At 63.5% G+C, this 20,450-nt stretch carries 16 protein-coding genes; 7 read left to right on the forward strand and 9 right to left on the reverse strand.

All coding sequences use genetic code 11. From position 1 onward, the window contains the following. Window positions 1–165: 165 nt before the first annotated feature. Both RN01_RS30115 and RN01_RS30120 read left to right on the forward strand, forming a co-directional pair. Window positions 166–1,041: a metal-dependent hydrolase gene (locus tag RN01_RS30115; RefSeq protein ID WP_017511375.1), complete on the forward strand. Its 876-nt coding sequence runs from the start codon at window positions 166–168 to the stop codon at window positions 1,039–1,041. Between the two features lie 51 nt (window positions 1,042–1,092). Beyond that, window positions 1,093–1,512: a DUF302 domain-containing protein gene (locus tag RN01_RS30120; RefSeq protein ID WP_017511374.1), complete on the forward strand. Its 420-nt coding sequence runs from the start codon at window positions 1,093–1,095 to the stop codon at window positions 1,510–1,512. A 94-nt stretch (window positions 1,513–1,606) separates the two neighbouring features. Here the strand turns inward: RN01_RS30120 and RN01_RS30125 are convergent, their stop codons facing one another. Both RN01_RS30125 and RN01_RS34165 read right to left on the reverse strand, forming a co-directional pair. Then, the gene (locus RN01_RS30125) at window positions 1,607–1,915 is read right to left on the reverse strand and encodes a DUF4148 domain-containing protein (RefSeq protein ID WP_017511373.1); all 309 of its coding nucleotides are present in this window, start codon (window positions 1,913–1,915) and stop codon (window positions 1,607–1,609) included. 625 nt (window positions 1,916–2,540) lie between these two features. Continuing rightward, entirely contained in the window at window positions 2,541–2,738 is a 198-nt protein-coding gene (locus RN01_RS34165) for a hypothetical protein (RefSeq protein ID WP_156149795.1), read from the reverse strand. A gap of 307 nt (window positions 2,739–3,045) precedes the next feature. Between RN01_RS34165 and RN01_RS30130 the strand changes: the two genes are divergently transcribed. Further along, the gene (locus RN01_RS30130; RefSeq protein WP_017511372.1) at window positions 3,046–3,264 is read left to right on the forward strand and encodes a hypothetical protein; all 219 of its coding nucleotides are present in this window, start codon (window positions 3,046–3,048) and stop codon (window positions 3,262–3,264) included. Between the two features lie 123 nt (window positions 3,265–3,387). Here the strand turns inward: RN01_RS30130 and RN01_RS30135 are convergent, their stop codons facing one another. From RN01_RS30135 to RN01_RS32660, 5 genes are all read right to left on the reverse strand, one after another. Continuing rightward, window positions 3,388–4,731 (reverse strand): CsgG/HfaB family protein, encoded by a 1,344-nt coding sequence (locus RN01_RS30135; RefSeq protein ID WP_024570752.1) that lies wholly within the window; start codon window positions 4,729–4,731, stop codon window positions 3,388–3,390. A gap of 21 nt (window positions 4,732–4,752) precedes the next feature. Then, window positions 4,753–5,433 (reverse strand): hypothetical protein, encoded by a 681-nt coding sequence (locus RN01_RS30140; protein WP_017513797.1) that lies wholly within the window; start codon window positions 5,431–5,433, stop codon window positions 4,753–4,755. Between the two features lie 73 nt (window positions 5,434–5,506). Next, complete coding sequence (locus tag RN01_RS30145) at window positions 5,507–6,580, reverse strand: hypothetical protein (RefSeq protein ID WP_017513796.1); 1,074 nt, start codon at window positions 6,578–6,580, stop codon at window positions 5,507–5,509. Beyond that, entirely contained in the window at window positions 6,571–7,725 is a 1,155-nt protein-coding gene (locus RN01_RS30150) for a hypothetical protein (RefSeq protein ID WP_017513795.1), read from the reverse strand. The genes RN01_RS30145 and RN01_RS30150 overlap by 10 nt, the downstream gene beginning before the upstream one ends. 141 nt (window positions 7,726–7,866) lie before the next feature. Continuing rightward, complete coding sequence (locus RN01_RS32660) at window positions 7,867–8,643, reverse strand: response regulator transcription factor (protein WP_017513794.1); 777 nt, start codon at window positions 8,641–8,643, stop codon at window positions 7,867–7,869. Window positions 8,644–8,866: 223 nt separating this feature from the next. Between RN01_RS32660 and RN01_RS33475 the strand changes: the two genes are divergently transcribed. The 4 genes from RN01_RS33475 to RN01_RS30170 all read left to right on the forward strand — a co-directional run bounded on the left by RN01_RS33475 (window position 8,867) and on the right by RN01_RS30170 (window position 11,643). Beyond that, on the forward strand, window positions 8,867–9,142 hold the full coding sequence (locus tag RN01_RS33475) for a hypothetical protein (protein ID WP_223277404.1): 276 nt from the start codon (window positions 8,867–8,869) through the stop codon (window positions 9,140–9,142). Window positions 9,143–9,472: 330 nt separating this feature from the next. Next, window positions 9,473–10,177 carry an aquaporin Z gene (aqpZ, locus tag RN01_RS30160; RefSeq protein WP_017513793.1) on the forward strand — a complete coding sequence of 235 codons (705 nt, stop codon included), beginning with the start codon at window positions 9,473–9,475 and terminating at the stop codon, window positions 10,175–10,177. Window positions 10,178–10,193: 16 nt separating this feature from the next. After that, window positions 10,194–10,574 carry a hypothetical protein gene (locus RN01_RS30165; RefSeq protein WP_017513792.1) on the forward strand — a complete coding sequence of 127 codons (381 nt, stop codon included), beginning with the start codon at window positions 10,194–10,196 and terminating at the stop codon, window positions 10,572–10,574. Between the two features lie 355 nt (window positions 10,575–10,929). Next, window positions 10,930–11,643, forward strand: a complete 714-nt coding sequence (locus RN01_RS30170; RefSeq protein ID WP_017514433.1) for a response regulator transcription factor — start codon at window positions 10,930–10,932, stop codon at window positions 11,641–11,643. A gap of 194 nt (window positions 11,644–11,837) precedes the next feature. Here RN01_RS30170 and bamE read toward each other — a convergent pair whose 3' ends face one another. Continuing rightward, window positions 11,838–12,692, reverse strand: coding sequence for an outer membrane protein assembly factor BamE (gene bamE, locus RN01_RS30175; protein ID WP_017514432.1), 855 nt, complete (start codon window positions 12,690–12,692; stop codon window positions 11,838–11,840). 81 nt (window positions 12,693–12,773) lie between these two features. Continuing rightward, window positions 12,774–20,441, reverse strand: coding sequence for a YadA-like family protein (locus tag RN01_RS34170; protein WP_369799907.1), 7,668 nt, complete (start codon window positions 20,439–20,441; stop codon window positions 12,774–12,776). Window positions 20,442–20,450: the final 9 nt, after the last annotated feature.

A 20,450-nucleotide genomic window follows, 5' to 3' on the forward strand; every position in this document is an offset into this window, starting at 1 on the left:
CCTTGCCCCGCCATCAGGCGCCAGTTGACAGCCGGGGGCCGCACTGCAAATACTGCCGGCACGCAGCGCCTCAGCCCCGATACCCCCGAGACGGTGCAGGCAGTTCGAATCGTCGCAGTTCATTTCCCCTACTCATTGCCCAACAGGGCCCAATCAGGGACGACCATGATCAGACGCCGCCTTATCATTGCCGCCGCAGCCGCGACTGCGCTCGCCGCCTGCGCCTCAGGTATTTCGAACGCCCCCGCCCCGGCGCCGCAGCCGGCCACCACCGGCAGCCATGCCGCTGGCAAGACCGAAGTGCTCTGGCTCGGCCAGGCCGCCACGCGCATCACCACGCCCGGCGGCAAGGTCATCGTCATCGACCCCTGGCTGACCGCCAATCCGAAGACGCCGCCCGCGTTCAAGCAACTCTCCGCGCTGGGCAAGGTCGACATGATCCTGCTCACCCACGCCCACGGCGACCATCTCGGGGATGCGCCGGCAATCGCCACGACGCAGCATGTGCCGATCTGGAATGGCGGCGGCATGGGCCCGCAACTGGTCAGCCTTGGTCTGGTGACCTCGGATCTGGTGCAACCCTTTGGCAAGAGCGGCACTGTCATGCCATTCGGACCTAACGGTCCGAAGATCACCGCCGTCCATGCCGAGCATTCGTCCGAACTGGTCTGGAAGAATCCGGCCACGAATAAGACCGAAAGCCACTACGGCGGCGAGCCGGTCGGCTACATCATCGAGATGGAGAATGGCTTCAAGATCTGGCACATGGGCGATACCGGACTGTTCAGCGACATGAAGCTGATCGCCGAGCGCTACAAGCCAGACCTGGTCATGATCCCGATCGGCGGGCATTACACAATGGGCCCGCAGGACGCGGCGATTGCCGTGCGCGATTTCATCAAGCCGAGGTATGCCATTCCGATGCACTACGGCACGTCGCCGATGCTGCGCGGCACGCCTGACGAGTTCAAGGCCGCGCTCGGGGCCGGGGCCACCACGGCGGTAATCGTGCCCGATCCCGGCCAGCAGGTCGCGTTCTGAGGAGCAATGCCGCAGTCCGCGGCATCGCTCCCGCCTTCAGGTCGAGGAATCATGACAGCACAAGCCCAGGACACACCGCGCCCCGCGCGCACGCAAACGCTGCCAAGTCGTCACGACTTCGCAACGACGGTGGCGCGCCTCAAGGACGCGCTTGCTTCGCGCGGGCTCACTCTGTTCGCGGATATTGATCAGAGCGCCGCCGCAGAACATGCCGGCACATCGCTCAGACCGACGCGGCTGTTTCTCTTCGGCAATCCGAAGGGCGGCACGCCGGCGATGCAGGCCAACCCCCATGCCGCGCTAGAGCTGCCGTTACGAGCGGTGGTCTGGGAAGACGACCGTGGCGCCACGCATATCGATTATCTGGATACCGCAGGTGTCCTCAGCCGCGAGTACGGCTTGCAGCCGGCCCTCGTGGCACCGTTAGCCACGGTACGCGCGTTGCTCGAAGGCGTGGCTGACAACGCGTAACACCTGCCACCGCGAGGCGGAGGTCACGCCACTCGCGGAATAACTGAGCGTGTGTTGCAGCCCGGCGATACCAAAGAGGCACCTGTTGAGGCACCTACTGCGGCACGCTGGGCATCGCAGGCTTCTCACTGCCCTGCACTGCCGCGCCCGCTTCGGCCTCGTGCCTTGCCTCCATCGCCTCAAGCTTGCGCAGCGATTGCTGCAGCGAGTTGGGGTAGTTCTCGTCGTTGATATCGAAGCCTACCGACTTCAGCGCCAGCAACTCACGAAGAATGCTCGCGCGAGTGACGGGCGGCGTAGCGGTTCCCGTCGTCGTTTGCGCACGGGCATAGCCGCAGACGGCGATCATCGGCAGGACGATGGCGCATGCACGGCACATTGTGGCGAAAGATCTGGATTCCATAGCGCACTCCTGATCCTGGAGTTGGGGTCGAACAGGGGTACTCGCGTACTCGACGGCCCAAGAGAAAAGAGCATAGGCGTCCGCGAAGCGGCATGCCGGGTCGACCCGGCCTATCCGCGGACAGTTTCTTGATAGACCATTTTGCGGGCAAGTCCACCGGAAGCGTCGTCCACACCAGATATGCCAATCTGACCGTGCGCCTGGCATCCGCACATGGCAGTCGTGGGCGCAGGCGACGGTACATTGCGTACCCTGCGGACACGAGAGGCAATCGATTCGAGGATTCAATGCGCAGGATCGGAAGCTTCCCGAAATCGGCACAGGGCGACTGATGTTTAATCAGGCTGTCCATGCAGCGCGAACATGCGGCATGGACAGGCACGGCGACAGGCGGGAGGGCAACCACCGCACTCCTTCGCTACGTCCTCGATAGAGAGGCAAGCATGCGGGAGAATCTGTTACCGGCCGTGAGCGGCCATTGCCACCAAGGGCAGGTTGATGCGATGGCGGACTGATCCTCTGTGGGGCAGATCGAGAACCCCACCACTCTGGCAGCCTGGAAAGACAGGCACCTCACTCGTCACCTGCCCTGCCTTCCCGTTCGCAAATCTCATCGACGTGCGGCTCAGGTAATGACGGTTGCGCTCGCGTCGCACACCATGCACGGTGGATCGGCTGCGGCATAGGCCGCGGACGGCACCAACAGCGCCGAGCAAAGCACGGCGACCATGCCCAGGGCGACAAGTGTGTGGGATGTCCGAAGGGGTTCGGACGCGCGGCGCGTCGCGCTATCGTCCGAGAATCTTGCTGGTTTGACTGACATGATCAAGCTCCGAAGGTAGTCCTATTTGCCTGAACCGGCAGCGATGCGCCACCCGTTCCCTGCCTTCGTTATAGGCCACCACGACTACGCGCAGCCATCCGAAATTTCCCAAAATACAGTTGGAAATTCCCGCCGTGGAATCACCGAGCGGTGTGGCGCTTGAGACGCTGGTGAGAAAATTCGGAGCCGTCGTTCCGCCGAATGGGCAACATCCGAGGGACGTGACTTCACTGGGCAATCACAATGAGGAATAACGGTCGACGATCCACGCATCGGTCACTGCGTGACACCTCCCGGAGTTCCAACCATGCATCCCGAACTTCAAGACGAAATCCTGCAACTCAGGGCCAGGAGCGCGCGCTTTGCCTGCCTGTCGTATCGGCTCAGCGACCTTGAGGATGTGCTTCGCTTCATCAAGTCCGGTCTCCTGAAAGCGACGCCGGCAGCCATTGCGCAGTACCGGACAGAGCGCCTTCAACTCATCAGCCAGATCCAGGCAATGCTGCTTGCGTCCAGGACCGCCTGACGACATTTCGGAGCAGCCACGGCCGCGCTATCGCTGGCGCGCCATGCAAAACGCCGCGAAACCCCCAAAGGATCTCGCGGCGCCCATCAGGCAGGACCTGCTTCGTCCCACCACACAGTCTGATTACCAGTTCGCGTCCGAAGCCGGTGGCCCAAGCTGCGCACTCTTCTTCACCACTTTCCGGCCCCCTTTGGCGGCAACGGAACTGGCCCCGGCTGGCTCATTACGCGATACCGCTTCGGCCCGCAACTGAAGCTCGCCAGGTTTCACTTCGTCAAGGTTGATCTTGACCGACTCCAGGTGACCGTACGACATCGAAGCCGTCACCCGGTCCACCACCACCGCGCAACACTCCTGCTCGGTGAAGCCCAGCGAACGACCGGTCTGCGGATCGGTCAGTTCCTTGCCGAGACGCACCACCTGATAGGTCGCACCCTGGCGCACCGATTGCCCCCCCTGGCTCAACACCACGTTGTAGCCATCGCGCGAGGCGATACTGACCGGGTAGAGCCGGACCAGAATGTCTGCCACCACCTTCCGGACCATGCCCGATTCCATCGCATCGACGCGGTCACCTGATTGCTCGGCGGCACCGCCATCCACGGTATTGCTGAACAGCACTTCACGCGTGGTGACGTTCACGAACTTCTGCGACACGGACCAGCGACCGGCACGACCAGCCTGATCCGCGTCGGCGGGCCGTCCCGTTTCGAAGGCATTGACGCTGCCAAACCAGATCAAATCAGCGCCCAGGCCTTGCCCGATCTTCGCAAACTGGTCGTTCGAAACCTCCCCGCTGGCAATTCGCTCGATCTCGCCATACAACTCGGGCGCATCGCCGCGCTCGAGCACCGTGAAGCGCCCGCTTTGGGTCAGGGCATCGGTGATGCGCTGACGGAGTTCGGCGGCGATCCGCTCGGCGTTGTTGCCGCCCACGCGTCCGATCCGCAGCGGCGCGATGGCAATCCGTAGCTTGCCGGTGTCCGCTGGCGCCTTGAACTTGGCCACGTCGGCTTCGATCGACGCCTTGTAAACCCGCTCCATCAGCCCCGGCGCATCCAGACTGACCACCTTGAAATTGGTCACCGCGCCACGCGTAGTCTGGCTGACCAGCTCCGCAAAGCCCGCCGAGGACAGCGTGATCGTATCGCGACCCACCGCCGCGCCAAGCGCGGTCTTGAACTGGGTGCTGGACAGGTCGATGGTCGTCCCGGTGACCTGCATGATGGCCTGCCGCAGCGCCTGATCCACGGCCTCCGCCGCTGACGCGCCCACACCCGAAGCGGAGACGTGGACCCGCTCCACAGCGCCGACATCGGGCTTGCCGGCTTGCGCCGTCGGATTGGACGCGGCCCCGCTCTGAGGGGATGCGGCAACGGGCCTGTCGCCCGGAGACTGCTGTCCGCAGGCAACAAGCAGGGCCACGGCGCAGGTTGCGGCCAACGTGGCCCTTGCTTGCGAAATCATGATTGTCACCGTCAGAGACGCTTAGAACTTCGACGACAGCGCGGCCGTCGCATCCTTCGGTACCGGAATGTCATGCGACTTGGCATAGGCCGTAGCCGCCTGCAGCGTGCTGCTCAGACGCGACACATGCCCAGGCAGTTCGGTGGCGATATACGTGCCGGTCGAGAGCTTGCTGCCCAGCGACATCTTGTCCATGATCGACGCGCTCGTCAGTTGTGCCTGTGCGGCATCCTTGAACGCCATGACGTTGGATCGCAGGCCGACGTAACGCAACATGCCGAGCCCCAGATGCTTCATGCCCTCGGCATAGGCCGCCTTGCCGGCGGCATCCATGCGCGTGTTACCGTCCTTGAGCGCGGCCTCGATGGCCTTCGATGCCTCGCTCTGCACCTTGTCCGATTCCTGCAGACTGTCCTTGGTGGCACCCGAGGTCAGCGCATCGGCCGTGGCCTGCGCCTGTGCGGCGACTTCCTTGAGGCCGACGGCCTGCGCCAGATTGACTTGCGCCAGCAGTACTTCCTTGCCGGCGGCACCATACGCGGCGGAAAGCTGGTCCTGCATAGCCCCCGCATCGGCACCACCACCCGATGCGGTGCTGGACGGCGTCACGGCATTGGCAATGGCGCCAAGCGAAGGAAGAGCGTGCGCGTGCGCAGCGGCAAGCGACGAGAGCGCGATGATGGCGAGGTTTTTCTTGATCATGATGTCAATTGGAGAATGTGAAAGGAAGCAGCCAGGCGGCGACAAACCGCTATCACCTGGCCGGCCAGCGGTGTCAGCGCACCTTGGCGTTGTTCAGTTGCGCGGCCAGCTCACGCGCCGCCGAATCCGCCGCCCGTTTCAGGGCGTTTGTCTGGGCGACACTGGCGTCCGGGCCCGTGCCCGAGAACTGCACCGGGCCCACCGATGACACCGTGCGCGGGAAGCGCGTCGTCACGTCGATCAGCTTCGCCGTCACCGTCACGTAGATCCGGGTCAGGCCCGTTACCGGGTCGGTGTCCTGCATGCCGATATCGAGCGTGCCCAGCGCGAGGTAAGGCACCTGGGCAGTCTGCAGTCCGAGTACCGCTTCGCGCATCGTGGCCGGCTGCAGGTCGTTGCCGGTCTGGAAATCGTTCTCGAGCACCGAGATCCGCAGATGACCACCTGAAGTGGGCTCCACATACCCCGCCTCCACCACCTGGAAGCCAGACTGCGCGAACACGCCCGTGAAGATCGTATTCAGGTTGCCGGACGGCACCAGCTTCCACTTGATCTCATCGGCCTTGCGGGTGCGGCTGCCGCCCGTCTCCATCGACACCGACGTGTTCGCGGCATAGCCGCTGCGGCTCGATTTCTCCGTGGCGCTTTCCTTGATGTCGGCGCGCTTGTACACGCGAGGGTCGTAGGACTTCACGCTGTCCTGCTGGCGTGCGACGAACACGAACGTCAGCGGGGACTTCTGGCCATCAGCGGCCATGGCGACCGGCGCGCCGCCCTTGACGGCGTTGCGCAGCTTGGCCACGTTGATATCGACGCGCACCACCACCGAGTACTGCTGCGCGTCCTTCTTGTCCTCGTCACTGATCAGCGTGGCGCCCAGCACGAACTTGTCCAGGTTGGCCGCCACCTTGTCGCGGATGCTGTCGAAGTTCTCGGCCTGGGATTCGCCGCTCTCAGCGTAGTAGCGCTCGATGGCATTGACCTCGGCGGTCTGGAATGCGCGCTGCTTGTCTTCGGCGGATGCCTTGCTCGAGAACAGCGAGCCGTCGTACTTGACGGTTGCCATCCCCTTGGATGTCACCACCTGCGCGGACGCAAGACTGGTGGCCAGTACCAGCAGCCACCATAGGTTACGAATTACCTGCATGATTTGATCACTCCTTGTGTGCTTTCGATCTGGCTCTTCACGTTGTCGCCGCTCGCGGCAGCAGCCAACCAGTCACTGTCCTTGCCGCCGACCACATCGGCCAGCTTGGTAAACAGCCCTCGCAGGGATTCCGCGAATGCCGGGAAGTCGTCGGTGCGAGACTGCGTCACCGGTACCGCCTTGACCTCGCCGTTCTTGAAGTCCGCATCCAGATAGCGGCGGCCCGACATGGGCTCGGCCATCGAAACGTGGCTGTACGATGCGTAGATGTAGCTCGTGCCAGCCGCCGAACTGCCGTACTCGACGCGTTTGAAGTCCTTCACGGACAGGTCGATCGTGTAGTCGGGCTTCGGCAACTGGAGATTGAAGACCTCGCCATCGCTGAAGCGCATCGACATCGCATTGCCGATGGCATAGCCCTTGGTGAATGGCAGCATCGGCACTTGCGCCTTGTCGAGCAGCGCTTCGCCGAACATATCGGCCACCCAGCCCTCCGCCACACCGTCGCCGCGCAACGCCTCCGGCAATTGCGCCCTGGCGCCGGGACTCACTTCCACGCGTTCGATCTGCAGGTAACGCGTGCCGGAGGACGGCAACTGCGCCAATGACAACGCTCGCACATAGCGATCGAGCAACCCGGGGCGCTCACCGCCGGCCAGCAGCCGTTTGATCCGGTCGCGCTTCTCGGTATCGCCCGACATGTGGTCCAACACATCCAGATGGCTGACGTTCAGCGGATACGCACGCACCACTGTCATCGCCTTGAAGTCGAACACCAGCACCTGGCCACGCAGATTCGTCATGACCTTGTAGATCGACCCGAAACGTTCGCTGGACACCGATTCGCTGGTCACCACAAGCGCGGTGGCCAGTGCCTGATCGCTGTCCTTGAGACTGGCCATGCCGTCGGTAGTAATGGCGAAGTTCGCCGGCGGATTTGCCATCAGCGACTGCGTGATGAGCTTCGAAGGACTCCGGCCATTGGCGGCCAGCTCGGCTTCCACCTTGCGCGTCAGCGGAAAGCGCGAATCGATCTGTCGGGCTTCGCCGGCATAGGCGAAGCCGGCGAAGGCTACCTTGTCGGCGGCGTGTGCAACGGTGGCAATCAATGCCAGTACGCAAAGTGTCAGGCGGGCGACCAGCATGGAGCGAACTACGGAGAGTCAATCAACGACCGGAAATTCTGCCGTCAGCACCGTTGCCCGAGATTAGGAAGCCTCTGAATTTCAATACGGAACCAGCTTGCAGCGCGGAGAACATATCCGTCATGATCCAGCGCGCCCAATTCAGGCCGCCTGCCGAGCGTGGGAAACGTCATCATCTTCGACGACCGACGGAGACATCTTGCCGGCCGGCGCACCCACTTCGAGTCGATAGCCAAAGCCCGACACGGCATGGATCGAAATCGGACCGCGTGAACGCATGCCCAACTGCATGCGCAGGGTGGAGATCAGCGTCGACAATGCCCTGGACGATGCTGGCAGCCTCGCGCCCCAGATCTCCTGTTCGATGCTGGCACGGGTCAGCGTCTTGCCCGCGCTCCGGAACAGCATGAGCGCAAGCCGAAACTGCCGATCCGACAGCTTGACGGCTACCCCACGCAGCAACACGCAATGCTGGCGCATATCCAGTACATAGTCGCCTAATCCAAAGGCGGCGCCCCTATCCTCGCGGGACAGTGAATAGCACTGGTGCGCCGCGATCAGCCCGGCGGCGACAATCTCCGGCGATCGCGGATCAGAAATAAAGCCATCGATCCTGTCATGGAATGCATGCGCAATGCCATTGGCATCTGGCGTGGTGACAATAACAACCAGCGGCGTATTGAAACCGAGCTTTCTCACCTGATCGACAAACGCCAGACCCGGTTCACTGAAAGCCGGCAGCATCAGGACCACAACGTCGAACAGAATGCTCTGGCCGACCTCTGCAAGGTCAACCAGCGACACAAAGATCGAATAGTGGAAATCTCTGGAAGCCGGAAGCAGATCGATCGTCGCATCGATGCCGTCCGGCACCAGAATGCCAACTGCAAGCGGCCTGGGTATGGCGAGGGTATTCATGAGACGGTGGTGAGAATCATCCTCTCCGGTTAGGTGCCGGATTGACCCGCCAAGGGTATTGCATGTCGTGGCGTGCAAATGCGGAGGGTTCTGAAGACAATCAGGAAGCTTCCGAATCCGCGCATTCCGGTCGGCCACTACCCTTGCCGTAACGACTTGCCGAGCCAGTTCTCGAACATTGGTGCCGTGTCGCCAACGTCAACCACTGTCACCAGAAGAGCCTATGAACAGCAAGATCCACCTGGCAGGATCCCAACGCGAACTGTGGGAGCTTAGGTCTCGTGGCACAGGCTTCTGTGGCCTGGGCGGCATCTTGCCAACTCCACGGTTCAAAGACTGGGCAACGATCAAGCCGCTCTTGCCCGCGCGTGACCGTTACTCACAGGCCAAACTTGCGCTAGTCTTCTACGCATACCTTGCCGCCCGTGACCCGGCCAATGCCGCCAGGGACCACGGTGGGACCGGCGTACATTTCATCTATCGGCCATGGCAATCATGATCCGCCCCCCTTTTCCGTCGTTGCCTGACTTCGTAAGGAGCCGTGCCTTCCGTGCGGCAACTGTGCTGGCCGTTGTTACCTTGCTTGGAGGCTGCGGGATCTTTGGTTGCGCGGCAGGCGGCGGGAATGGCCACGCCGCCGGTGGTTGTGCCACAGGCATGCGCTTCTAGCGTAACACTCGGAACGTTCGCGTCGAAAAGGGAATTCGCCTGTGGCGGCGCAGGAAGTGTCTTAGCCCCGTCGTATATCGGCGTATCGAAAATGGCGACCGGCGATCGGTGGTCGCACCGCACACGCCCCCTCTCGATACTCGACGGCATACGTAACAACATGAACATTGGCAAACGATTCACGGCCGAATGGCTGGGCACCTTCTGGCTGGTCCTTGGCGGGTGCGGCGCCGCGGTATTCGCAGCCGCCTTCCCTAACGTTGGCATCGGTTTGCTCGGCGTATCCCTCGCGTTCGGTCTGACGGTTGTCACCATGGCCTATGCCATCGGCCCGGTCTCTGGCTGCCACCTCAACCCGGCCGTCACCGTTGGCCTTGCCGTGGCCGGACGCTTCCCGGTCGCCGAAGCACCGCTGTACATCCTGGCCCAGTTGCTCGGTGCCATTTGCGCCGCCGGCACGCTGCTATACCTGGCAAGTGCCAATCCCGGCTTCGACCTGATGACCAATGGCCTGGCGACCAACGGCTACGGAGCGGCGTCGCCGGGCGGTTACGGGCTGCGAGCGGTAGTAACGACCGAGACACTGATGACCGCGTTCTTCCTGATCATCATCATCGGCGCGACCAGCTACAGGCGAACGCGCGCGGCAGCACCGCTGGCGATCGGCCTGGCACTGACGCTGATTCACCTGATCTCGATCCCAATCTCAAACACATCGGTCAATCCCGCACGCTCGACGGGTCCGGCGGTCCTCGTTGGCGGGGTAGCGATTCAGCAGTTGTGGGTTTTCTGGGTCGCGCCGATCTGCGGCGCGATCCTGGCCGGCCTGCTCGGTCGTCTGCTGTTCGTCAACGAAGTGGACTGAGAGGCTGATCTCCGCAATGCAGATCCTGTCTCCATCCGCGCCCGCCCCGCTGGCGGCCAAGGCGGGGCGCAATCGATTCCTGATTCTGGCAGCGGTGGCCGTGGTTGCCGTGATCATCGCCTGCGCTACCATCTCCTCGATCCTGTCTGACCCTGTAGCCGAACAGACTGTTTCCGCGAAGGTCACGCCGGGCTACTCGGACGCATTGCCGCGCATCGTCGGTCAGCATTGCGGTGACCACTGCGCGGAAATGCTGGAAGGCTATCAGTGGGCTCAGCTCAACGACATCCGCTTGCCCCTTTCCTGCCGCCGATATACCGGCGCGTTCGCCGACGGTTGCCTGGCATACCTTGAGTATCGCGCTGAGACCCGCCGCAGCGCGCGTGCGGGCCGTTGAACCACGACAGCCTTCACAGCGGTGGAGTCCGGCCATCGGTCCGGTGGGGGCTTCCTTTGGCATCCAACACCCCGCTGGGCGATGGTCTCGGGCAAGGTCAACTCGGGGCGCCAGCCCTGCCGGCGGCAGAGTGCCTCGCGGCTCACGCGGCAGCGCCAAGAGCCGGGTCCGACACCTGCAGACTGCCCGCGATTTGCGTGCGCATCACTTGCTCCCAGGGTGCTCAACCCATTCCGATGGATCACTCCTTTCATCGGAAATTTCCGAATCGCCCTGCTGAATGGCTTTGCTACTCTCAATCGAGTCATCATAAATACGCTCCCACAGCCCGGGCGCCTGCTTTCGGAAGTTGAAAGTGAACTCGATCAAGATCGCACTGCTTGACGCGGAGCCCTCGTCCGCGACCGGCATCAGCAAAGTGCTGGAATCCGGCGGTGTCGTATCGTCCCGCTTTGCCAGTTCCGCAAGGTTGTTTCGGGAGCTCCGGCGCTCTGTATTCGATGTGGTATTGGTGTCCGACAACCTGCCCGACGACCCGGCCACCGATGTCGTCCAGGCACTCCGGCGCGCCACCACATTCCAGATGCCGATCCTGGTCATCGCTCACAACGCGTCCCAGGTGAATCTGATCGACGCTTTCGACGCCGGTGCGGACGACTATGTCGTGTTCACCAGCGATCCGAGCAGCCTGTTGCCACGCATCATCGGCCACCATCGGCGCGCCCGCAGACGCGAAGGATCGGGCGGCAGGCAGCTCAGTGCAGGCGACTACACGCTTGACCTCGATGCCTGCTGTGTGAGGTTCCGCGCGGAGACTATCCGTCTGACGCCCAAGGAATTTGCGCTGGCCAAGCTGATGTTCTCTTCCCCCGCCGTGACCTTGCCACGTGATCACATCGAGATCGTCGTCTGGGGCGGCACCCTGCCACCGCTATCGCGCGCGCTGGCTGCCATGGTCGCCCGGCTTCGGCGCGTGCTTCGGCTCCGCCCGGAGCACGGCGTGACACTCCGGGGCGTGCATTCAATGGGGTACCGGCTCGATATTGCCACCCCTGACTCCAGAATCTAGAGAACCATGCCCGCCCTGTGGGTATGGCACCATCCCGCATCAGGGCATGCTCGCGAGCGCCCATGCAAATATGCAAAAAGGCCGTTACCCGATATGGGCAACGGCCTTTTTACTTGTCCGACTCTTGTCGGACTTATGGGATGCATGACCGCCCGTCCCCCTCCTCCAGAAGAGGACAGACGGCAGTCGCGCCCTTACTTCGTACCCAGTACGCGGATCTCCACACGACGGTCCGGCGCCAGGCATTCGATCAGCTTCGCGCGCGGCAGGGTACCGCACTGCGTACCCGGTTCGGACTTGCCGCGACCTTCCGCCACGACAACGCGCCCGTCCACGCCGTTGTCCACCAGCAGCTTCTTGACCGTTTCCGCGCGCTTCTGTGACAGCACCCTGTTGGCGCTTGCCGACCCGATACGGTCGGTGAACGCCTGAACTTCCACTCGCGTGACAGACTTCAGTTGCGCCAGCTCCGCACCGAGCGTCGCGATCTGCCTGCGGCCGTCGTTGGTCAGATCACCCGGGCCCGAGCCGTTGAACCGGAAGAGCGTATCGCCTGACAGCGTCGCGTTGCGCAGCACCGTTGGCACGTTGGCGACGACCGGCGGCATAACCACTCGCTGCACTTCAGGAGCCGGCTTGTTCAGGAAACCGGCACAGGATTCTGGCTTCCAGTAGTACGCACGGGTCTTCTCGTTCTTGTCGAAAACGACTTTCATCTGGCACTGGACGATATCGTTCGGCGCGGCACGGCCCGTGCGGAAATTGAACAGGTAGTCCCATTCGCGCACGCCAAAGAAACCTTCATTGAAATGCGGCCGGTCAAGCAGCGGATAGAGCTGGGACTTCGTCATGCCGGGTGCCAGCATGCGCAGGTTATCGATATTCGGGAACGTACCGTCCTTCGGCCACGACGACGCCGGGTCCGGAAATGCGATTTGGTCGGACTTGCCGTCATCCGAGAGGCGACTCGACGTGGTCGAGCACCCCTGCAGTGCTGCAGCGGCGACCAGTACGGTCGCGACAGCGATCCAGGTAGATTTGGCTTTCATTTCTTGGGTTCGGATTCTGTTAGGTTCGGGACACGCGGCGGCGTGCCTGACGCCGCCGCGGTACACCATCGTCGCGATCAATTACCAGTGGAAGCCCGCGCCGGCCGCCACACCCACGTTGCCACGGGTGTTGCTCGTGGCCTGGGCCTTGAAGACCCAGCGACCGCTCTCGGACATCTTCGAGAGGCCCAGCGCGACTGCCGACTGGCCACCGTAGGTACCACCACCCATCGCCACCATGCCGCGGCCTGGCAGCGTGGCTTGCGGCAGTGCCGCCATTGCCATCGCCGATGCCGTGCCGGCGTACGCGTCACGACGGACGTTGTTCACCTGCTGGTTGGTGTAGTTGATCGCGGCGTTCTGCACATCGTTCAGCCCCGACTGCAGCTGCGAGACGTTGACCGCGTCAGTAGCTGCGGTACCCGCTGCCACGTTCGTGATCTGACGCTCGTTGCCCGCAGTGCCCACGGACACCGAGTTAGCACGATCGGTCTCCGAGCCCGCACCCAGCGCCACGCTGTTATCGTGGGTCGCCTTCGTGTTGGCGCCGATGGCCGTCGAGTTGTTGCCCGATGCCGACGCCGTGTTACCCATCGCCACACCGTTGTTGCCGGTGACGCTGGCGTTAGCGCCCGATGCCACACCCTTCGTGCCAGCCTGCACGTACGCCTTGTCGGCGTCCGTGTTGGTGCCGTCAGCCTGGAAGTAGCGCGTGTTGCCTTCCGTCTTGTTGATCACGTCACCCCAGTTGTTGACCGTGGTCTCGAGGTTATCGACACGGGTATTGGTCTGGTACAACTGCGCGCCGTTGACCGCATCCGTGCTGTTGGCCGACACATCGCCCTGGTGCACGTTGCTGATCGTGGTGCCACCGGTCTTGCCACCGTCGGTCGACGTGTCGCCAGCCAGCGTCACGTGATCCTTCGGGGCATTCCCGGTACCGTCATACTTCACGTTACGACCGTCGTCCGGCGTGATCTTGCCGTCCACCGAGCTGATGGCGGCCTGCAGCTGCGCCACGTTCACCGCGTCGCTGGCAGAGGTACCGGCGGCCACACCCGTGATCTGGCGATAGATGCCTGCTGCCGGGTTACCGACCGATACTGCGCCGGCAGTGCCCATGGTGCCCATCACCGCGTTAGCCAGCGTGGCATCTGCACCGGTCGGCACCCAGCCTGCGATGCCACCCGCGGTGCTGGCCACCGAGCCCGCGCCCAGGGCCACGCCACCGGCGGTCGACGCCGAGGCGCCCACGCCCATGGCCATCGCGTTCAGACCGGTTGCACCGTCGTTGGCGTAGTTGGCGCCAGGCACACCGTTGTCGTTCACGCTGTAGTAGTGCGTCTTGGACGCATCCACGGTCGTGTTCAACTGGTCAACGTTCACTGCGTCGCCGCCGCTGGTGCCGGCTGCCACGTTGTGGATCACCGTGCCGCCCTGCTTCGTCGTCGTGTTGTACGTGTCACCACCCAGCGTCACCGAGTTGTAGTTCACCGTACCGTCGGTGTGCTTGTCGTACTTGACCGTGCTGTTGTCCAGGTCGCCGACCTTCTGGTCCACGCCCTTGAGCTGCGCCACGTTCACTGCGTCGCTGTCGGCCGTACCGGCTGCCACACCCGTGATCTGGCGGAACTGGCCGTTGGCCGCATCCCCGACCGACACCGCGCCCAGCGTGCTGGTCGTCGCCGCGATCGCCGCGCCCTGCGCCGTGCTTGCGCTCTGCGGCACGAACCCGGCCACACCTGCTGCCGTGCTTGCCACCGAGCCGGAGCCCAGCGCCACGCCGCCATCGGCCGTCGCCTTGGCGCCCACACCAGCGGCCAGCGCGTTCACACCCGTTGCGCCGTCGTTGGCGTAGTTGCCACCCTGCACGCCGTTGTCGTTCACGCTGTAGTAGTGCGTCTTCGAGGCGTTGAGCTGGTCGACGTTCACCGCATCGCCACCATCCACGCCTGCAGCCACGTTCTTGATACGCGTGCCACCGGTCTTGGTGATGGTGTTGTACGTGTCGCCACCCAGCGTCACCGAGTTGTGCGTGCTGTCGTCGTACTTGACGGCATTGCTGTCCAGGTTGTCGACCTTGGCATCCACACCCTTCAGTTGCGCCACGTTGACTGCGTCGCTGTCCTTGGTACCGGCTGCCACACCCGTGATTTGGCGGAACTGGCCGTTGGTTGCATCACCCACCGACACCGCGCCCAGCGTGCTGGTCGTCGCCGTGATGGCGGTGCCCGATGCCGTCGACGCGTTGGCCGGCGTCCAGCCAGCAACACCGCCTGCGGTATTAGCCACCGAACCGGAGCCCAGCGCCACACCGCCAGCAACGGTCGCCTGCGCGCCCACACCGGCGGCCAGCGAGTTCACGCCCGTCGCTCCGTCGTTAGCGTAGTTGCTGCCCTGCACACCGTTGTCATTCACGCTGTAGTAGTGCGTCTTCGAGGCATCTACCGTCTGCGTGAGCTGGCTCACGTTGACCGCGTCAGTGGCGTTCGTACCAGCCGCCACATTCGTGATCTTCGTGTTGGCCGCGTCGATGCCGGCCGTGGTGATGCTCGGACCACCAGCGATCGTCACACCATTGTTGTCGATCGTCGTGTTACCCGTCTTCACCGAAGCGAACTCGGGGTTATCCGCCATCTGCAGCTGAACCGCGCCCGTCGCCGGATCGGTCACCGTCTTCAGGTTGTTACCCGAGTAGGTGCCCGCCGTCGTGGCCGCACCAGCGATCGTCAGTGTGTCGCCCAGGTCACGATGCACGTTCGCACCGCTGTTGCCCGCGAAGTTCAGACCCTTCGAGGTCAGGTCGGAGCCCTGCTGGTTCAACTGGTCCACGTTCACCGCGTCGCCGCCACTGGTGCCGGCTGCCACGTTGTGGATCGCCGTGCCGCCCTGCTTCGTCGTCGTGTTGTACGTGTCACCACCCAGCGTCACCGAGTTGTAGTTCGTCGTGCCGTCGGTGTTCTTGTCGTACTTCACCGACGAATCTGCAACCTGCGTCAGCTGGCTCACGTTCACTGCGTCCGTGGCTGCCGTACCGGCGGTCACGCCCGTGATCTTGCCCGAGCCACCGTCGTTGATCGTCACGTTGCCGAACTTCGGTGCGTCCGCCATCTGCAGCTGAACCGCGCCCGTCGCCGGGTCAGTCACCGTCTTCAGGTTGTTACCCGAGTAGGTGCCAGCCGTCGTGGCCGTGCCAGCGATCGTCAGCGTGTCGCCCAGGTTCGTGTGAACCGCTGTGCCGCTGTTGCCCGCGAAGTTCAGACCCTTCGAGGTCAGGTCAGAACCCTGCTGATTCAGCTGGTCAACGTTCACCGCGTCGCCGCCGCTGGTACCGGCTGCCACGTTGTGGATCACCGTGCCGCCCGTCTTGGTCGTCGTGTTGTACGTGTCACCACCCAGCGTCACCGAGTTGTAGTTCACCGTACCCGTCGTCGGATCTACGTCGTACTTCACCGACGAATCCGCGACCTGCGTCAACTGGCTCACGTTCACCGCGTCCGTGGACGCCGTACCGGCCGTCACGCCCGTGATCTTGCCCGAGCCGTTGTCGTTGATCGTCACGGTGCCGAACTTCGGTGCATCCGCCATCTGCAGGTTCACCGCGCCCGTCGCCGGATCGGTCACCGTCTTCAGGTTGTTACCCGAGTAGGTGCCCGCCGTCGTCGCTGCGCCAGCGATCGTCAGCGTGTCGCCCAGGTTCGTGTGAACCGACGCGCCGCTGTTGCCCGCGAAGTTCAGACCCTTCGAGGTCAGGTCAGAACCCTGCTGATTCAGCTGGTCAACGTTCACCGCGTCGCCGCCGCTGGTGCCGGCTGCCACGTTGTGGATCACCGTGCCGCCCTGCTTCGTCGTCGTGTTGTACGTATCCCCACCCAGCGTCACCGAATTGTGAGTGCTGTTGTCATACATCACCGCATCCGCCACCGACGCTGCCGTCGCCGACTTCAGCTGGCTCACGTTCACCGCATCGGTGTCCGCTGCGCCCGCCGCCAGGTTGGTGATACGACGCTCCGCACCTGCCGAGCCCACCGACACTTCACCCACCGGGCTCGGGCCTGCGATCGTGCCCGTGCCCGGGTTGTAGGCCGGCGTCGTCAGATCTGCCGTCGTGGTGCTGTTCGCGCCGAGCGCCACCGAGTTGTCCGCCGAGGCTTGGGCATTACGGCCCAGGGCCAGTGCGTCCGCACCCGTCGACTTCGCCTCATAGCCCACCGCCGTCGAACCCTGGCCTTGAGCAAACGCATCGCTCACCGGCAGGCCCGCGTCGTTGGTGCGCACGTAGCGGATACCACGGCCATTGATCGTCGTGTTCGTCGTCGACTGGTCGCCGGCGAAGTTGTTCACCGTGTTGGTCACGTTGTCGACCTTGGTGTCCACCGTCGTCAACTGATCCACGTTCACCGCGTCCGTACCCGCCACACCCGGCGCAACGTTCACGATCTTGGTGTTGCCTGCGTCGATACCGGCCGTCGTGATGCTCGGACCACCGTTGATCGTCAGACCGCTGTCGTTGATCGTGGTGTTACCCGTCTTCACCGAAGTGAACTCGGGGTTGTCCGCCATCTGCAGGTTCACTGCGCCCGTTGCCGGATCGGTCACCGTCTTCAGGTTGTTACCCGAGTAGGTGCCAACCGTCGTCGCTGCGCCAGCGATCGTCAGCGTGTCGCCCAGGTTGGTGTGAACCGCCGTGCCGCTGTTACCGGCGAAGTTCAGACCCTTCGAGGTCAGGTCGGAACCCTGCTGGTTCAGCTGGTCAACGTTCACCGCGTCGCCGCCGCTGGTGCCGGCTGCCACGTTGTGGATCACCGTACCACCCGTCTTCGTCGTCGAGTTGTACGTGTCACCACCCAGCGTCACCGAATTGTGGGTGCTGTTGTCATACATCACCGCATCCGCCACCGACGCTGCCGTCGCCGACTTCAGCTGGCTCACGTTCACCGCATCGGTGTCCGCTGCGCCCGCCGCCAGGTTGGTGATACGACGCTCCGCGCCGGCCGAGCCCACCGACACTTCACCCACCGGGCTCGTGCCTGCGATCGTGCCCGTACCCGGGTTGTAGGCTGGTGTCGTCAAATCTGCCGTCGTGGTGCTGTTCGCACCGAGCGCCACCGAGTTGTCCGCCGAGGCTTGGGCGTTACGGCCCAGGGCCAGGGCGTCCGCACCCGTCGACTTCGCCTCATAGCCCACCGCCGTCGAGCCCTGACCTTGAGCAAACGCGTCGCTCACCGGCAGGCCCGTGTCGTTGGTACGTACGTAGCGGATGCCACGGCCGTTGACGGTCGTGTTCGACGTCGACTGGTCACCGGCGAAGTTGTTCACCGTGTTGGTCACGTTGTCGACCTTGGTGTCCACTGCCGTCAACTGATCCACGTTCACCGCGTCCGTACCCGCCACACCCGGCGCAACGTTCACGATCTTGGTGTTGCCTGCGTCGATACCGGCCGTCGTGATGCTCGGACCACCGTTGATCGTCAGACCGCTGTCGTTGATCGTGGTGTTACCCGTCTTCACCGAAGCGAACTCGGGGTTATCTGCCATCTGCAGGTTCACCGCGCCCGTCGTCGGATCGGTCACCGTCTTCAGGTTGTTACCCGAGTAGGTGCCCGCTGTCGTCGCCGTACCAGTGATCGTCAGCGTGTCGCCCAGGTTCGTGTGAACCGACGCGCCGCTGTTACCGGCAAAGTTCAGCCCCTTCGCAGTCAGGTCGCCGCCTTGCTGCGTCAGCTGGCTCACGTTCACCGCGTCGGTCGACGCCGTACCTGCTGCCACGCCGTGGATCTGCTGACCCGCCGCGTCGATGTTCGTCGCTGTGAAGCTCGGGCCACCAGCAATCGTCAGACCGCTGTCGTTGATCGTAGTGTTACCCGTCTTCACCGAAGTGAACTCGGGGTTATCTGCCATCTGCAGGTTCACCGCGCCCGTCGCCGGATCGGTCACCGTCTTCAGGTTGTTACCCGAGTAGGTGCCCGCTGTCGTCGCCGTACCAGCGATCGTCAGCGTGTCGCCCAGGTTCGTGTGAACCGACGCGCCGCTGTTACCGGCAAAGTTCAGCCCCTTCGCAGTCAGGTCGCCGCCTTGCTGCGTCAGCTGGCTCACGTTCACCGCGTCGGTCGACGCCGTACCTGCTGCCACACCGTGGATCTGCTGACCCGCCACGTCGATGTTCGTCGTCGTGAAGCTCGGGCCACCTGTAATGGTCAGGCCATTGGTATCCAGCTTCGTGTTCCCGGTGGTGACCGAGTTGAAGCTCACATCGTCAGCCGTGGCGATGGTGAGTTGGTTGCCGTTCTGCGTGACGTTGATATTGTTGCCGTTCACAACGTTGACAGTACCGCCCGGGGCAACGTTGCTAGCCGTTCCACCGTTGGCCTGCAGATTCCAGCCCGCGCTGGCCTTGCTGTCCACCGCCTTCAGTTGCGCCACGTTGACCGCGTCGCTGTCGACCGTACCAGCTGCCACACCATTGATCTGGCGGAACACGCCGTTGCTTGCGTTACCGACAGACACCGCGCCTTGCGTGCCTGTTGTTGCAGCAATGGCTGCGCTTTGCGTGGAGCCCACGCCAGCCGGCACAAAGCCTGCGACGCCAGAACCGGTGCTCGCTACCGAGTTGCTGCCGATTGCCACACCACCGACGGCTGTCGCGTTCGAGTCCCAGCCCAGTGCCGTCGCGTTCATGGCGCTGGCCGTGGCGCTTTCGCCAAGCGCGGTGCTGCCCTGCTTGAGTGCCTCGGCACTCGAGCCCACTGCCGTTGCAAGGGCCTGGGTCCAGTCCCCACCTGCCACGGCTTTCCAGCCAATCGCTGTGCCATGGTTGCTTGGAGTGCTGGCGTTATAGCCGACAGCAACATCGCCGGTACCCACGGTCGAGCCACCGTTCGCGCCACTACCCAGTGCCACGCTCTGGGCATACGCAATGGAGTTCGCTCCGATTGCGCTCGCATCAGGAGCTACCGTCTGGGCGCCGCCACCAATGGCGACCGCGTTGTTGGCGTTGGTATTCGCCCAAGCACCCGTGCCGATGGCGACCGAGTTGGTAGCGAGAACGCCAACGGTCGCGCCGCTACCGAGCGACACACCACCGGTTGCGTACGAGATGGCCTGATTGCCGATGGCGATAGCGTTGTCCGCCTTGTCACGAGCGTCGATGGACTTTGCCTGCGAGCCATTGCCCATGGCGACCGAATTGCTACTGCCAGCCGCGGCGTTGACGCCGGCAGCCAGGGCATTCGTGCCAGTGGCGCCGTCGTTGTTGTAGTTGCCGCTTGCCACGCCGCCGTCATTGACGCTGTAGTAGTGCGTCGAGGCGGCCTTCAGTTGCGATACGTTGACGGCATCGGTATCACCCGAGCCAGCGGCCACGTTGGTCACGCGACGTTCGGCGCCTGCCGAACCGACCGACACTTCGCCCACCGGGGCCATACCAGCGACGGTGGCGGCGTTTGGATTGTATGCAGGCTTGGTCAGATCGGCCGTCGTGGTGCTGCTCGCACCGAGCGCGACGCTGTTGGTAGCCGTTGCGGAAGCACCTGTGCCGAACGCCGCCGACTGGAAAGCGCTGGCATTGGCCTTGTAGCCGGCGGCAATAGCCTGCTCACCGGAAGTCGTCGCATAGGGACCAATGGCCGTTGCTTCTGAGTTCGAAGCCTTCGATTGCACGCCGACGGCAACCGAATCGTTGCCGGTTGTCGTTGCATACGGGCCCAGCGCAGTGCTATAGCCCGCGGCGGCTGACGATCCGTATCCCAGTGCGGCGGC

The sequence above is a fragment of the Cupriavidus sp. SHE genome, from assembly GCF_000812445.1.
Classification (GTDB): domain Bacteria; phylum Pseudomonadota; class Gammaproteobacteria; order Burkholderiales; family Burkholderiaceae; genus Cupriavidus; species Cupriavidus metallidurans.